This is a genomic window from Bacillus sp. EU63 (assembly GCF_038592915.1).
GTDB lineage: Bacteria > Bacillota > Bacilli > Bacillales > Bacillaceae > Bacillus > Bacillus velezensis.
In genome coordinates, this window is sequence record NZ_CP151944.1 from 3,390,848 (window position 1) to 3,406,588 (window position 15,741).

General features: G+C 44.3%; 16 protein-coding genes and 1 tRNA gene. 7 read left to right on the forward strand and 10 right to left on the reverse strand.

Annotated features, from left to right (window positions below; all coding sequences use genetic code 11):
• Window positions 1-5: 5 nt before the first annotated feature.
• From NYE38_RS17000 to NYE38_RS17010, 3 genes are all read right to left on the reverse strand, one after another.
• Entirely contained in the window at window positions 6-164 is a 159-nt protein-coding gene (locus NYE38_RS17000; protein WP_017418859.1) for a DUF3237 family protein, read from the reverse strand.
• A gap of 243 nt (window positions 165-407) precedes the next feature.
• Window positions 408-692 (reverse strand): DUF1433 domain-containing protein, encoded by a 285-nt coding sequence (locus tag NYE38_RS17005; protein ID WP_050556579.1) that lies wholly within the window; start codon window positions 690-692, stop codon window positions 408-410.
• A 213-nt stretch (window positions 693-905) separates the two neighbouring features.
• On the reverse strand, window positions 906-1,193 hold the full coding sequence (locus NYE38_RS17010) for a DUF1433 domain-containing protein (protein WP_017418857.1): 288 nt from the start codon (window positions 1,191-1,193) through the stop codon (window positions 906-908).
• Between the two features lie 110 nt (window positions 1,194-1,303).
• Here NYE38_RS17010 and NYE38_RS17015 point away from each other — a divergent pair, with 110 nt between their 5' ends.
• Together NYE38_RS17015 and NYE38_RS17020 are read left to right on the forward strand one after the other, a co-directional pair.
• Window positions 1,304-2,722, forward strand: a complete 1,419-nt coding sequence (locus tag NYE38_RS17015) for a lipase (protein WP_110085642.1) — start codon at window positions 1,304-1,306, stop codon at window positions 2,720-2,722.
• 16 nt (window positions 2,723-2,738) lie between these two features.
• Window positions 2,739-3,050 (forward strand): hypothetical protein, encoded by a 312-nt coding sequence (locus NYE38_RS17020; protein WP_007407407.1) that lies wholly within the window; start codon window positions 2,739-2,741, stop codon window positions 3,048-3,050.
• Between the two features lie 59 nt (window positions 3,051-3,109).
• Here the strand turns inward: NYE38_RS17020 and NYE38_RS17025 are convergent.
• The 3 genes from NYE38_RS17025 to NYE38_RS17035 form a co-directional block, all read right to left on the reverse strand.
• Window positions 3,110-3,185 (reverse strand) — tRNA-Arg (locus NYE38_RS17025).
• A 206-nt stretch (window positions 3,186-3,391) separates the two neighbouring features.
• The gene (locus tag NYE38_RS17030; RefSeq protein ID WP_017418855.1) at window positions 3,392-4,861 is read right to left on the reverse strand and encodes a glycoside hydrolase family 32 protein; all 1,470 of its coding nucleotides are present in this window, start codon (window positions 4,859-4,861) and stop codon (window positions 3,392-3,394) included.
• A gap of 14 nt (window positions 4,862-4,875) precedes the next feature.
• Window positions 4,876-6,108, reverse strand: coding sequence for an MFS transporter (locus NYE38_RS17035; RefSeq protein ID WP_017418854.1), 1,233 nt, complete (start codon window positions 6,106-6,108; stop codon window positions 4,876-4,878).
• Window positions 6,109-6,495: 387 nt separating this feature from the next.
• Between NYE38_RS17035 and NYE38_RS17040 the strand changes: the two genes are divergently transcribed.
• Together NYE38_RS17040 and clpP are read left to right on the forward strand one after the other, a co-directional pair.
• On the forward strand, window positions 6,496-7,470 hold the full coding sequence (locus NYE38_RS17040) for a LacI family DNA-binding transcriptional regulator (protein ID WP_015418285.1): 975 nt from the start codon (window positions 6,496-6,498) through the stop codon (window positions 7,468-7,470).
• A gap of 243 nt (window positions 7,471-7,713) precedes the next feature.
• The gene (gene clpP, locus NYE38_RS17045; RefSeq protein WP_003151513.1) at window positions 7,714-8,310 is read left to right on the forward strand and encodes an ATP-dependent Clp endopeptidase proteolytic subunit ClpP; all 597 of its coding nucleotides are present in this window, start codon (window positions 7,714-7,716) and stop codon (window positions 8,308-8,310) included.
• 43 nt (window positions 8,311-8,353) lie between these two features.
• On the opposite strand, the gene NYE38_RS17050 is transcribed toward clpP, so the two are convergent.
• Window positions 8,354-9,214: a LysR family transcriptional regulator gene (locus NYE38_RS17050; protein WP_017418853.1), complete on the reverse strand. Its 861-nt coding sequence runs from the start codon at window positions 9,212-9,214 to the stop codon at window positions 8,354-8,356.
• 173 nt (window positions 9,215-9,387) lie between these two features.
• Between NYE38_RS17050 and NYE38_RS17055 the strand changes: the two genes are divergently transcribed.
• Window positions 9,388-10,518: a PrpF domain-containing protein gene (locus NYE38_RS17055; RefSeq protein ID WP_017418852.1), complete on the forward strand. Its 1,131-nt coding sequence runs from the start codon at window positions 9,388-9,390 to the stop codon at window positions 10,516-10,518.
• Between the two features lie 42 nt (window positions 10,519-10,560).
• Complete coding sequence (locus NYE38_RS17060; protein ID WP_017418851.1) at window positions 10,561-11,937, forward strand: MFS transporter; 1,377 nt, start codon at window positions 10,561-10,563, stop codon at window positions 11,935-11,937.
• A gap of 208 nt (window positions 11,938-12,145) precedes the next feature.
• On the opposite strand, the gene NYE38_RS17065 is transcribed toward NYE38_RS17060, so the two are convergent.
• The gene (locus tag NYE38_RS17065) at window positions 12,146-12,721 is read right to left on the reverse strand and encodes a TIGR00730 family Rossman fold protein (protein ID WP_017418850.1); all 576 of its coding nucleotides are present in this window, start codon (window positions 12,719-12,721) and stop codon (window positions 12,146-12,148) included.
• A 115-nt stretch (window positions 12,722-12,836) separates the two neighbouring features.
• On the opposite strand from NYE38_RS17065, the gene NYE38_RS17070 reads away from it, so the two are divergent.
• Window positions 12,837-13,157 carry a MazG-like family protein gene (locus NYE38_RS17070; protein WP_003151506.1) on the forward strand — a complete coding sequence of 107 codons (321 nt, stop codon included), beginning with the start codon at window positions 12,837-12,839 and terminating at the stop codon, window positions 13,155-13,157.
• Window positions 13,158-13,201: 44 nt separating this feature from the next.
• Here the strand turns inward: NYE38_RS17070 and NYE38_RS17075 are convergent, their stop codons facing one another.
• Window positions 13,202-14,791: a SulP family inorganic anion transporter gene (locus NYE38_RS17075; RefSeq protein ID WP_014305896.1), complete on the reverse strand. Its 1,590-nt coding sequence runs from the start codon at window positions 14,789-14,791 to the stop codon at window positions 13,202-13,204.
• Window positions 14,792-14,793: 2 nt separating this feature from the next.
• Window positions 14,794-15,387, reverse strand: coding sequence for a carbonic anhydrase (locus NYE38_RS17080; RefSeq protein WP_087920781.1), 594 nt, complete (start codon window positions 15,385-15,387; stop codon window positions 14,794-14,796).
• Window positions 15,388-15,741 lie beyond the last annotated feature (354 nt).

Here is a 15,741-nt window from a genome sequence, read left to right on the forward strand (position 1 = left end):
TATTATTATTGAACTTCATAAATATCTAACCGAATGTCATCCGGCAATCTGACCGCAGCCCCGATAAACAGCCGGTCCTGCAGAAACTGATATGCCTCACTGCTTGTTTCAAACACAGGTACAGTGCGGAAATACACGTGCTCGGGATCAATGATGCGGTTCACTGACTCATAAATGACTTTTTTAAAGAAGGTTCATTCAAGGACGTATCACCTCCCGAGACATTATGTTTATTTAAACATGTAACTATTTACACGTTTAATTGTAACGCTGTTAAAATGGACTGTCAAATGATGAGCTGTTTCTGATTATGTTTTCCAATGTTCAATGAAAAAAGACAAGGGCGGCACATGCCGAACCCTTGTCTTTTTCGTTTAGTGTATGCTCATACCAGACGAGCGTCTTTATTAATAATCGCAATCTTTATCTCTGCATTCTTTCTTTATTACAGCGTCTATTGAGTGCCCCATGATCTTGTCATTTGCCTTATCGTAAATACCATCGAATTTATTCGATGTATCACCGTTGTAATAGCCAAATACCTCTATCCCGCCCATTGGATCTATTTCGTATTTATCTTTAAATGTAACGTTATGTATGCCTTCATAATTCGCTTTGATAAATTTCTCCATTCGTTCTTGAGCAATCTTTATCTCTTCAGCCTGAACATTTTTATCATTCATACTCTTCATTATAAAGCCTCCGGCTGCTATAAAAATAACTATGAAGATAATAATGTATTTTTTCACAGAATCATCCCTCCCATGAGTTATGATGAAGCTCGCGGACTGGAAAAAATGGTCGGTGACATCCGGTGCATTTAGGCGTCTTAAGATTTTTCTTCAGTGTCCACAGAGGATCATATAAGCGGCATTCCAGAGTACTTCTTTATTCCAGCGTCTTTTTTAGTATTCACATTCTTTTTCCTGACACTCAGGTTTCTCTTCCGCATCGACTGACGAAACTCCTATTTCATCATTCGTTTTGTCATAAAGCCCGAAAAATTCTTTTTCCTTATTACCATTCAAGTACCCCTTCACGGAAATACCACCCATAGGATTTATTTTATAATCGTTAATGTATGTAATTTGCTTTATATTTTTGTAATTAGCTTTTATATAGCTTTTCATTTTATTTTTCGCTTGGATAAAAAGTTCTTGTTCTGCTTCTTTTTTATCATGTTGGTACTTCATGTAAATACCTCCTAATGCTATAATTATTACAGAGATTAGGATAATTATGTATTTCTTCATAAACTCATCCTTTCTTAGATTAATCTTACATCAACTCCGGGGTGTTGTACATGTCTAAAAACATCAATGTAACAAATATCAGTGACCGAGAATACTTTTATTTAAGCCAAGTATCTTATGATTATGAAACTCTTAAGAATCACTTAGAAACACAAAAGCCATTAAAATTTAAATCTTCCACCAGATGGTACGTCGATCAAATAAAATCGGACAACGATACCGGACTTGACGCGGTTGTTCTGTCACAAGCTGAAAAGAACAACGGTAACTGGACAAAATCAAAAAACCCCGAAAACGTGGTCGTCGCTTTTGCGGGAACCGATATCGGAAAAGACCCGATTAATGACGGCGTAAAAGCGGACGGCGGCAATATTGTTTTCGGAAATGATCCGAAAACAGAAGTACATTATATTGTAAAAAAAGACGCAAAGGATACCTCGAAAACACTTGGAACCTATCACGGAACGCCCTCTCAAGACGCCATGCTCACAACCGGAAAGTATAAGCTGATAACGAAAACTTCGCAAATCGATCAAGCCGATCAGCTGGTACGCAGCGTAAAGAAAAAGTATGCCGGAACGTCAACGATTATTTCAACAACCGGCCATTCACTTGGCGGCGCTGAGGCCGAATACAGCGCGGTGAATAATAATGTGTATGCCGTCGCGTTTAACAGTCCTTCCGTCGTGAAACTGCACGATGAGGAAACACAGAAAGAGATCAACAGCGGCATTTACGATCCTTACATCCGGTCAATTATCAATCCGGACGACATGGTCGGGGCGGGTTATTGGAACGAATATGACCGCCACAACGGGACAACGATTTACACGAAAAACCCCTCTCTCTCACAGTTCAGCCGAAAGCAGCGGCTTGATGGGAAATTGAGCGAGCAGATCGGAAAAAATCTCGCTTATTTCTTCACTACCGTCATTCTGAGAAATCCGGATACACACGGCTTAAACGAAGCAAATTTCGTGTTCGACAGAAACGGAACTATCGCAAATCCGAACGGAGATGAATTAGTCTTTGACAAAAACCTCGGCGCTCTTCTGCCGGCCGGTGCGATCGGAAGCGGCGACGCGATAAAAGTAACGCCGACAAACGCAAAGAAGCTGGCTGAAAAGGTGCAGGCTATGACTGAGGATTTGCGGACGATGAAAAAAGAAGCGCAAAACGCCTATCAAGAACACGATGAAAAAATTGCCGAGCTGAAAACGGAATTTTACGGCCAAGTCGGACACGGCTTGTATGATCAGCTTCAAGCACAGGACGTGACCAATACCATTGAAGATATTGCGCTATCTTACGATAAAGGCCCGATTTTTTATGACACTCAGGCTGAGCAGGCGTTTATTGATTCTTTGCAGGCGGCGATCATAGACCTTGAAGAGATCGGCGGATTCTTACATAAAATAGCAGACGAATTTCAGGAAAAAGACCAGATGCTCGCAAACTGGTTAAGATGATAGAGGTGTATACATAATGCCGACATTAGACGAACTTTTAGAACACAAGGACGATCCAATGAAGAAAATGCTGCAGCGGCAGATGCTGAAAACAGGGATGACGCAGGCAGCGGGGACAAAACTGGAAACAGTGCGCCGAACGCTGAAACCGACATTCGAAATGGATACGTTGAAAGATGAATTATATGAAGTGTATTCAGCACTATTGAACAGCTTTGAAGGTAAGGCGCAAAAAGCTCTCGCGCAGCGGATCAGTGAAAGTGCGCGGCTGATTGCCGGCACCGAACATAACAGAGACACATTCGTTAACAGTTTCAAAACAAGATAAAATAAAAAAACCCCGCAGATTTAACATCTGCGAGGTTTTTCCTATCGTCTTAACTGAGACGCGCTCGGAGGGATTCGAACCCCCGACAGACGTGGTACCGGAAACCACCGCTCTATCCAACTGAGCTACGAGCGCACGTTTTTTCAATCAGATACCTTTATATTATAATAAAGATACGCGCAGAAAGCAACTCTTTTTTGATAATGCACAACAGGATTATGCAGCGTCCTCATGCAGCATAATCCTGCATCGTATAACGGCATTGATTTTCACAAAAAAACCATTTCAGGCGGACTGCCCCCGGATCGGTACATTTCCAGCCACTTCAGAAAAAGCACATTTCAGCTTTTTTTCCAAATGTCCTTTAACGTCCAATAGGTGAATTCCTCAACCTTTACGGCGCCTTTCTCCGAAAACAGCTCAATCCCCAATCTGCCTTCATTCGGATAGATACGGCTTGTCATCGTTGTTTCTCCATGATTGGCGAATACTTCAATCGAGGATCTGTCAATAAAGATACGCAGCGCCAGCTTGCCGTTTGTATCCGTCTGCACCCTTCTCACACCGTCTTTCGCTTTCCCCATCTTGGTGCAATCAAGTGTCAGCTTTTTATCCGTCAGATTGTATGTCAGCACAAGTTCTTCTTCGTCAAGGCCGCGAATCTTAAAGCCTGCCGCTTCGGCATCGGAATCGTTTACATCAAACACGGCTCGGGCTTCAAGCAGGTCTTCGGATGTCTTTGCCAAGTAACTCCCTGAAAGCGATCGTCCGGCACATTCCCGGTATTCCATTTTCCGCAGCTGCTTGGTTTCTTCCACGGGATTCATCAAAAGTTTATGATCATCACGCAAAGTCAGTTCTCGCGGCAAAGTCAGTGCACCGCACCATCCGTCCGCTTTTGTCGGCATCTCAGATTCCCACATATCCATCCACCCGATAGCAATTCTGCGTCCTTTATCATCTAATAATGTTTGCACGGCGTAAAAGTCATGGCCGTGATCCAGTTCTTTAAAAGCGCCGTGTGTAAATTTGTTTGTTTCATCATGATAGTCACCGATTAAATAACCGGTTTGATGTAAATTTTGATAGGAATCACCGTCCGCCTCGATCCCCTGGGGCGAAATCAGCAGGACATGTTTGCCGCCTAATTCAAAGAAATCAGGACATTCCCACATATAGCCGAGATTACCGTCACTTTGGGCGAGAACCCCCGCGTATTCCCAATCACGCAAATCAGGTGAACGGTATAAAACGACCCGTCCGACGTTTTCTTTTGAGGAGTTGCCGATGACCATATACCAAACATCGCGATGCTTCCATACTTTCGGATCGCGGAAATGACGGGCGCTGTCTTCCGGCGGTTCCGCAATAACAGGGTTTTCCTGAAGCTTTTCAAACACGGTTCCATCTTGGCTGACAGCGATATTTTGAGTTTGATAGAATAGGTCTTTCTCTTGATCAATTATATTATGTCCTGTATAGATGAGGGCCAATCTTCCATGATCATCGACCGCGCTTCCCGAAAAACAGCCGCTTTGGTCGAATTCATCCCCCGGAGCTAAGGCAACCGGCAGGTGCTCCCAATGAATGAGATCTTTACTTTTTACATGTCCCCAATGCATCGGCCCCCAATGCTCATCATACGGATGATGCTGAAAAAAGACGTGGTATTCTCCTTTAAACTGAATAAGCCCGTTCGGATCATTGATCCAATTCGCCCGGGGCATAATATGGTACCCCAATCGATATCTTTGTTTCACTTTACCTTCGGCTTCCTTCAAAGCTTCTTCCGCCTGCTGAATTCTATCCATTTGTAACATCCTCTCTATCCGATTTTTTGCAGACGCTGGACACGCCTGCTGTTTTGTTTCGGGCCCAATAAAGTAAATATGGAAATGACGGTAAAACCGAAGACGACGATTCCCATGATGAGATAGGTTTGACGGAACCCCGCACTGTCATATAATCCTCCCGCAAGCGGCGACAGAATCGACGCGCCTGCCTGAGATGCGAATTGAAAACCGACGAGATAAAGGACGGACGACAGACGCGTATCAAAATTGGCAGCCAAATATTTAAAAACGGCGATCAGCATAATCGGCAATTCCAGTGCGTGGATGAGTTTCATTGATGAAATGCCTACAGGTTCAACTGCAATTCCGGACCCGACGATGCGGAAAGCCATTAAAAACCCCGCTAAAATCAAACTGTTTTTCGCCCCGAACTTATTGACGATAAAAGGCGCAAGAAACATCATACCGGCCTCTAAAAAAACTTGGAATGAATTAAGATAGCCGAATACTTGGTTACCCGTCGACACCGAAGGAAACAAAGACGCATAGTAGATCGGGAACTGCTGATCATATACGCCGTAAATGCAAGTCACCCCGATAATGTACATCATAAAAAACCAGAAATCTCTTAGTAAAAAGAGCCGCCCCACATCTTTTAACCGGACCGAATCCGCTCTGTTTTTCTCATGATCGGTCATTTCTATTTTTACAGACATGATGATGGCCGTTAATATGACGGCTGAAACAGACGCGATCCAGAAGTTGATATTGGGATCGATATTGAAAAGCTGACCTGCAAAAAATGCAGCCGCCGCCCAGCCCAGCGAGCCCCACATTCTTGATTTTCCATACTCGAAATCATACTTACGGCTGACCTTTTCAATGTACGTTTCAATCGCGCCTATCCCCGCCAAAAAAGCGGCTCCCAAATATAAGCCTCCGACAACGGCGCCAAGAAAGACGTTGTATTGTAAAAGCGGCCCATAGACGAAGATATAAAACGGACCCGTGAATATGAGAAGACAGCTGATCATAAACAATATCTTTTTCTTCAGCCCCAATTTGTCAGAGATAAAACCGTAAAGAGGCTGCATGCACAGGGCAAATACGGCGTTTACAGAAAAGATAATGCCTGTCGCTGATCCGTTTAAATTGATTTCCTGCCCTAACCAAATCGCAAATAAAGAATAGCTGGAAGACCAAGTAAAAAAGAAAAAGAAGAAATAAGCACTCAGTTTCCAATACAGACTTTTTGAGCTTTTCATTTGCACCGCTCCTTTAATAGGGCCTTTTAATAGCCGTTTTAGAGCCGCATACTTTCTTCATATTCATCACATACATGCGAGCTCATAGTAAGCGCTTACTTTCCATCACTGTTTGATTCTTTCACTTTAATGCCGCCAGCCATCTCTCCATACCCGTCACTTCCCTTCACTCCATAAATAAAGCGCTTTCAAAAAGAATTGTATGTCAACCGGTTCCATATGTCAATCGGTTGACATAAAATTTTCTGATTATTTCAATCAAACCAAACACGCCCTCTTTATATGAAAACAGAAACATGGAATGTCCTTGCACATGTCAGCCTGATTCTCTAAAATAAGTGCGTGACGGAAATTGTAAGCCATTTCAGTAAGCAGGAGGGCACGGGAATGAAGCCTAACATTCATGATGTTGCGAAAATAGCGGGAGTTTCATCCACAACCGTTTCGCGGGTATTAAATAACCGCGGCTATATCAGCGAAAAAACAAAAGAAAAAGTGTACAAGGCGATGGAAGAAATCAATTACTTTCCAAACGATCTGGCCCGCTCTTTATTCCGAAAACGAACCAATTTAATAGGACTTATCATCCCAAACTCCAGCAATCCGTTTTTCGGCGAACTCGCCTTTCATATTGAAAGCATTTGTACGTCCATGGGCTACAAACTGCTGCTTTGCAACAGTTTACATCGAAAGGATAAGGAAGAAAAATATTTGGAGATGCTGATAAGAAACCAAGTGGACGGCGTGATCGCCGTGACTTACAACCGGGGAATTCTCAATGATCACAAGCAGAATCTGCCGATTGTCGCCATTGATCATTACTTATCGGACACGATTCCCGTCGTCGGCTCAGACAACTATGACGGCGGAAAAAAGGCGGCAGAACTGCTGATTGAAAAAGGGTGCCGGCACATCGTCCATATCAACGGCCCGATTGAACTCGAAACACCGGCAAACCTCAGAAGAAAAGCATACGAAGACGTCATGCATGAACACGGACGGAAGCCTATTACATATGAAGTACCCTTTTATCAGCATTACCATGACATTATTTCAACATTATTCGATGAACAGCCTGACACCGACGGAATTTTTGCCAGCGATGATATCATGGCGGCTGCCGTGATGACCGAGGCCAAAAAACGGGGAATAGACATCCCGAATCAATTAAAAGTGATCGGTTATGACGGCACTGAAACCGTTCAATCGGTTCTGCCGGACTTGGCAACCATCCAGCAGCCGATTGAATTGATTTCCAAAACAGCCATCGAGATTTTAGCAAAAGAAATTGAAGGCGAATTTGATGATTTGCCGCTGGAAACGTATTTGCCGGTACGGCTTTTGGAAGGGCGGACGACGTAGTCAGACCCTTCAGTACGTAGCGACGCGATTGCGGTCTATTTTGAGCGTTCCGGCCATATCATTTTCTCAAGCGCCGGTGCTGATCATCCTCATTTCCACTTTGCTGTTTGAACTTTTTGTTTTATGGGAAAAATGGTGTTAGAAGAAAAGGTTGGCATTTTGGTCAGCGTTTTGTTTGACCTTTATTGACCAAAAATGTATCATGTAAATACATACTTACCTAAAAGGTGAAGGAGGAGCATTATGAATTTAATACCTACAGTCATTGAACAAACGAACCGCGGAGAAAGAGCTTATGACATTTACTCCCGTCTTTTGAAGGACCGTATTATCATGCTTGGATCTGCGATTGATGACAACGTTGCGAACTCCATCGTGTCACAGCTTTTATTCCTTGAAGCGGAAGACCCTGAAAAAGATATTTCCATTTACATTAACAGCCCTGGCGGATCAATCACTGCCGGTATGGCAATCTATGATACAATGCAGTTCATTAAACCGAAAGTATCCACGATCTGCATCGGTATGGCCGCTTCTATGGGAGCATTTTTACTTGCAGCCGGAGAAAAAGGCAAACGTTACGCGCTTCCTAACAGTGAAGTTATGATTCACCAGCCGCTTGGCGGAGCGCAAGGACAGGCGACAGAAATTGAAATCGCGGCAAAACGCATTCTCTTGCTTCGCGACAAATTAAACAAAGTGCTTGCTGAACGTACCGGCCAGCCGCTTGAAGTCATTGAGCGCGATACAGACCGCGACAACTTCAAATCAGCTGATGAAGCCTTAGAATACGGCTTAATCGATAAAGTGCTGACACGCAATACAGAAGACCAGAAGTAATGCCTCAGAAACCTGCAAGAGATGATGTCTCTTGCAGGTTTTTTTATGCTTTATTCCCATTCAAAAAAGTAATGAATGCTTTGACGACAGATAATTCTAACGCTGAAGAATCATACATGAGCCAAGTATCGCGTATCACAGGCTCGTTATTTTTATAGGATAGCGCCAATGTGTATAATTCATCAGAAGGCTGAAGACAGATTTCCGGCACAACAGAATAACCGAGGCCGTTTTTCACCATCTCTTTACAGGTTTCCTGCCTGTCTACCTCCATTGCAATGAAAGGCGGTTCAGTAAATTGGTTATTCCACCATTTTTGAATCAAACTTTTCAAAGAAGCATCAGTTTGATAATAAATCATCGGCAATTTTGGAAGGTCCTCACTGTTGATTTCAGTTTTTGAAATAAGGTACAGTCTCTCTTCATTTAACAGTTGTTTTTCCCCTTGCCAATCATAATTTCCCCTCATAATCCCAAGGTGTACTCCCGAATGATGAAGCAGATCCATCACTTTTGCACTCCATCCCGTATTGACGTGGAATTGAACAGACGGATACTGATCAGAAAACCGTTTTAGAATCGCCGGGAGCTTATACTGAGCAAAATTGCTTGAGACTCCTAATCTGAGAACCCCGCTGACTTCATGGCTCATATTGAGCATATCATCCTTCACTCTTCTGAACTCCTTCAGCATCTCTTTCGAATAATCAACCAGATGTTCACCTTCTGAAGTGAACTCCATCCCTTTTTTTCTTTTATAAAAAAGGCGCACTCCGAATTGTGCTTCCAGGTTTTTGAGCCGATAACTTAACGCCGGCTGTGTCATATATAACCGCTCCGCCGCCTTCGTCATATTTTTTTCCTCGAATAATGTAATGAGTACAGCCCAATCCTTTTCATCCATATAAAATCCCCCAAAATATTTTTCTGCTATAAAATTTTCTCCTGTTATAAAAGTTTTTTATTCAACTTTATAAAAATTATATGTTTTACTTATAATCCTTATTTATCATACGATATCTTCCAAAGGGACCGGTACCTTTTTATCCACACAAAATGATGTAAGGATGAGACAGCATGGAAAAAGTTCCTGTAACCGTTATGAGAGGCGGCACCAGCAAAGGCGTTTTTATTCATCAAAAAGACATGCCAGACGATACAAACCTATGGAGCGATTTTCTTTTAGACATTATGGGGAGCCCTGACGAGAGACAAATTGACGGTCTCGGCGGCGGCCATTCTCTCACAAGCAAGGCAGCCATTATTAAGAAATCCGCCAGAAAGGATGCTGATGTTGAGTATACGTTTGCTCAGGTCAGTTTGACTGACAATTTTACCGACTTCAAAGGCAATTGCGGAAATATCTCTTCTGCGGTAGGCCCTTATGCTATTGAGAAAGGGCTCGTTCAAGCTGAAGAGCCTGTTACAAAAGTCAGAATTTTAAATACAAACACTCAAAAAGTGATCGTAGCAGAAGTCGAAGTCAGAAATGGAACATTTCATTACCAGGGGGACTGCTCTATTCCGGGGGTTCCAGGTACAGCTTCTCCTATTTATCTTTCATTTCACCAGGCTGAAGGAGCGGTGACCGGTAAGCTGTTTCCCACCGGTCAGCCTATTGATGTTCTCGATACACCGTATGGAAATATCTCGGTATCGATTATTGATTACGCCAATCCGCTTGTCTTTGTAAAAGCAGAGGACACGGGGCTTACCGGCATAGAACTTCCGGACGAATACACCCCGGATATATTGGAAAAGCTCGAAATAATCCGATCAATTGCAGCCGAGAAATGCAGATTCGCTCCGAGACATGAGGCTGCTGCAAAATCACCGGCCGTACCAAAACTGACATTAATCTCATCTCCAGCGGATTATATCGATACAAAAGGGATAAAGAGACACGCAGAAGAGATGGATCTTGTCATTCGTATGATGTCCATGCAAAAACCGCATCAAGCTTTAGCCATTACAGGGGCGGTATGTACGACTGCCGGCATGCTATTGCAAGATACAATATTATCTGAATTTTCATTCTCCGGCAGAACGATTCGATTGGGGCATCCAAGCGGTATTTTAAAAACCGAGGCAGATGTTGATCCGGATGGAACAACGATTAAAGTAGTACGCACAGCAAGAAAAATCTCTGAAGGCTATGTGTTTACTAAACAAAGTTACAACATGAATACGCTGAATCACATTGGTTAATACCGTCTTCAGACAAGTCAAAGATAAACGGAGGAATACGAGATGATCAATGTAAATGCGTCTAATCGATTAAACAGACTGCCTTTTTCAAGGACCCATCAAGCAGTGCTCGTTATCCTTTCATTCGCTTACTTTTTTGATTTTATCGATTTAAATACGTTTTCATATGCGGCGCCTTCACTTTTAAAGGAATGGAACATATCCACTCATACCATCGCTTTTATTACGTCTGTCTCCTATTTCGGGATGTTTATCGGCGCCTCTGCCGGAGGATGGTTTTCAGACCGTTTCGGAAGGAAAAAAGGTTTAATATTGGTTGTCACCTTTTTCTCTTCCTTCTCCCTCCTCTCTTCTCTGGCTTGGAACCCAGAAATACTCGGTGTTTTTAGATTTCTTACGAGTTTAGGTATCGGCGCCACAACGATTGTGGCAAGTACGTATATCAGCGAATTTTTCCCATCCGCAACTAAGGGAAAATACCAGGCAATCTGTATTACAATCGGCATATGCGGAATTCCTGCGGCCGGCTGGGTGGCTAAATTGGTCGTGCCGTCCGCCTCTTACGGCTGGCGGTTTATCTTTCTATTCGGCGCGGTCGGTATTTTTTTTCCGCTGATCGCCAGAAAACTGGAAGAATCACCGAAATGGCTGGACACGAAAGGAAAAAGCGAACAAGCACACCGCATTCTGCTTGAACTGGAGGCAAAAGCAGAAAAAGAAAAGGGTGAACTGCCTGAACCAGCTCCGGCTCTGCAAAGCAGACAAACCGCTGTAAAATCCGTTCCATATCGGACGCTGTTTCAAAAGCCTTTGGCAGGAAGAACTTTTGTTTTAATGACAATGTGGGCAGCTTCCACGATTGCCATTCAAGGCTTTGGCACGTGGGTTCCCACCCTTCTGGTGAAAGAAGGCGTATCAATGGATGAGTCTATCGTATACGTCACTCTGGGAACGATCGGTGCCCCGCTGGGCGCTCTCATTGCGTCGCAAATCTCTGACCGTGTGGATCGAAAGTGGGCCATTTCTGTTTTATCGTTAATTATTATGGCGCTTGGATTCTTTTACGGCATCAATCCTTTGCCGATGGTCATTATCGTATGCGGATTTCTCATGCATATGTTTGAGCGTACTTTCAGTTCGATCGCATATGCTTATACGCCGGAATTATATCCGGTTGAAGCCAGGGCATCTGGAAATGGCCTCACTTACGGCGTAGGACGCCTTGCAAATGTAGCCGGTCCCTTTGTCGTCAGTTTCCTGTATTCAGGCTACGGATTTTTAAGTGTTTTCTTGTTCTTTACAGGCTGCTGGTTTCTTTGTGCACTGACAGTCGGTATATTTGGAATCGGTTCAAAAAAACAAAAGATGCAGCAGGATGATTTCATATCGGAAGAAACATTCGTACAACAAAAGTTGTAAACGCATACAGTCTGCAAACCGCAAAACATCCATCTCCTCTGAGGAAATGGATGTTCTTCTTTCACCCCCAACAGCATTCTCATTCGCATCTTATTCTCAGCCATATCTCTTATTACGAAGAAAGGCGTGGTACGCACGAGAAAGAGAAAAGAACTTTCCGTCAGAATAAATTAGATGCAGCCGCCGAAACATATTTCCGACCGCCATCTTACAATTCCTGCCATTTCTTATCTAAAATCGGGTATGTATACCGATTCATCTGCTCAATCAGCTCATCCGGCCGGGAGGAACTGTGTATCAGCTTTAAATGAGACTCATTCGAAAATCCTTCCTGGATGCTGTACTTGACCATCTTCATCATCGGCTCAAAATACCCGTTCACATTGTACAGTCCGATCGGTTTTTGATGAATGCCGATTTGCGCCCAGCACAGCACTTCAAATAACTCTTCATATGTTCCGAAACCGCCGGGCATGGCAATGTACCCGTCGGCAAGTTCACTCATTTTCGCTTTCCGCTCATGCATGCCGCTGACTTCAATCAGCTCCGTCAGATTCTGATGAACAATCTCTCCGCTGAAAAGCCCGCTCGGCATGACGCCGACAGCTTTTCCGCCGCCTGCCATTAACGCATCAGCAACGGTTCCCATCAGACCGACCCGTGAACCGCCGTAAACAAGGCCGATTCCCTGCTCCGCCATATATTCACCCAGTTCGGCCGCTTTGCGTTTGTACTCTTCATTTACCCCCGGGTTTGACCCCGCAAATACACAAATGGTTTTCATTTTTTCATCTCCGCATCTATATATGTACATCAATAAATCAAAATACACTATATATTGTCCCATCTCTATATGATAATATCAATAAGAATCATACAGGACATAAGGAGTGTTTCACATGCAGATGGCTGAAGCAGAACAATGGACGAAAGATTTTTACGAAAAACGAGGATGGACGGCGTACGGGCCATTTATCAGAATCGGCTTTTTAATGGAAGAGGCGGGTGAGCTCGCCCGGGCGGTAAGAGCATATGAAATCGGCAGAGACCGGCCGGATGAAAAGGACGCAACCCAGGCTGAACGCAGACAGGAGCTGATTGAAGAAATGGGTGACGTCCTCGGAAATCTGGCCATCCTTGCCGATAAGTACGGAATCACGTTAGAAGATGCGATGAAAGCCCATCAGGAAAAACTGATCAAGCGCTTTGAAACCGAATAAAAACACGGCCTGTCCGCTTTTTCATGGACAGGCCGTATCTGAATTTATCCCGTTATCTCGTCCTGATGCTCAAAGAAATGCTGTTTCCCGATTTTATGAAACAGCCCCGTCTTCCGGATCAGCTCTCTCGGCTGTGATTGCAATCCGACGATCATCAATCTCCCGTTATGCCGTTTGATCCGGTTCATCACATTCCCCAGCACCGCTTCTGCGGAGGTATCCATGTAATGCACATTATTCATCAGCAGAATAAGCGTCTTCGGCTTTTCCTGAAGCCTCTCCAGCAGCGATGATTCCAGTGAATCAATTGAACCGAAAAACAGCGGCCCTTCAATGGAATATGTGCTGACGGATGAATCATTTTTAACCGATTTGACAGCGGCATGCGGTGTTTTAATGCTTGTTGATTCGCTCATCTTTCTGATAAAGAAAACAAAAGCGAGCACGAGACCGGCAGAAACGCCGATGATTAAATCAAACAGAACCGTCAGCAAAAAGGTTGCCGCCAGTACGAATGAATCAGTGTTTTTCAGCCGCATCATATTGGCGACTTCCCTCCGCTCACTCATGTTCCAAGCCACAACCATCAATACCGGCGCCATGCTTGCCAGCGGTACGTGAACGGCAAGCGGGGCGAAGACGAGCAGGACGAGGAGGACGGTGACTCCGTGGACAACACCGGAAATCGGAGAAACTGCGCCGTTTTTAATATTTGTTGCGGTCCGCGCAATCGCTCCCGTTGCCGGTATGCCGCCGAAAAGCGGCGCTGCCATATTGGCGATGCCCTGCCCGACAAGCTCCCTATTGCTGTCATGCCGTGATCCTTTCATATTGTCCGCGACCATCGCCGATAATATGGATTCAAGTCCGCCGAGAAGCGCAATGATCAGAGCCGACGGAAACATCATCACCATGTTATCAATTGAGAAATCCGGAAGCTGGAAAGCCGGAAGCTGCCGCGGAATTTCCCCGTAAGCAGAACCGATTGTCGCCATTTTGTCAGGAAAAAACACGACCGCCGCGGCTGTAGAGACAAGCAGGGCCACAAGCGCGCCGGGAATCTTCGGCATCAGCCTGGCTGATAACAGCAAAATGGCCAAAGCAATTCCCGCGATGAGGATACTGTACAAATTAAAGGTTCCGATCTTCTTGCCTATTTCCGCAATGTTGAGGATAAAGCTTTCATGCTTTTGGATATCGCGCAGACCGAGAAAATGGGCAATCTGCTCCGAGAAAATCAGCACTGCGATCCCGGCCGTAAATCCGACGATCACCGGCTTCGGCACGAATTTCATAATCTTTCCGAGCTTAAATACGCCAAACAGGACGAGCATGACGCCTGCCATAAAACCGGCTACAAGTAAATTCTCAAAACCATACTGCATCACAATGGCAAATAAAATGGGAACAAACGCCCCCGTAGGCCCGCCGATCTGATATTTAGAGCCGCCCAACAGCGAAATCAGAATTCCGGCCACAATAACGGTGTAAAGCCCGTATTCCGGACCGACCCCCGAGGCGATAGCAAAGGCCATTCCCAGTGGAATCGCTACAATTCCGACCACAATTCCCGCGATTAGGTCTTTCTGAAATTTCTGCAAATTGTATCCCTGATATCTGCCGGTAAATTGCATCGTCAGCTGCATCCTCCTTTGACTGTTTCATAACCGTCAACGACTACATCCAGCGTCCCCGTCCCCGGATCGATCACCAGCCCGTGCACCGGCACCTCTTCAGGCAAGAGCGGATGATGCCTGACCATATTCACGCTGTGGGCCACGCTTTCTTCGACGCTGTGAAAACCGGTCAGCCATGTTTCCAAATCGACTCCCGCATGCTGCAGAAGGCTGAGACATTTGTCCTCCACGCCGCGCTCTTTCGCTTTATTTAATATGGAAGCCGCATTTAATCCCGACATTCCGCACTCGCGGTGACCTATGATGCAGACTTCCTCTGCCTGCAGTTCATAAACGGCAACCAAAATGCTCCGCATGACACTTCCAAATGGGTGAGAAACAATGGCTCCCGCGTTTTTTATGATTTTGGCATCGCCGTTTCTGAGTCCCATCGCCTGCGGCAGAAGCTCCGTCAGCCTTGTATCCATACAGGATACGATGACAAGCTTTTTTTTCGGGAATTTTGTCGTTTGGTAAGGTTCATATTTCCTTTCTTGGACAAACTGCTGGTTGTGCTCCAAAATGCTTGATAAAGAAACCATTTTTCTATTCATCTCCCATCCGATTGTATTGCAAGCCTTCTTACCCAGCTTACAGTAAGGAATTATAGCACAGAAAAAGGCCTCAAAAGCGCTTTCAACAAAAGACACGATAATTTGACTGTAAATTCAGATTATGTTCATTTATATCTTTCAAAAATAATAAAATTTATCTTTACACCAACCTATAAAGCTTTTGAAAACAGCGGTTCCGCTCATTTTGCCTTCAGAAATATAGGCGGATTCTGTTATTGTTTGGAGAAATCAAGCATGTACATTTCTTTTTCATTCATTTTAAGTTCAAAAGAACCAGAAATTTATCGTAATGCGTTTGAATATTTCTCACGTTACCGCTTCTCTTATATAATA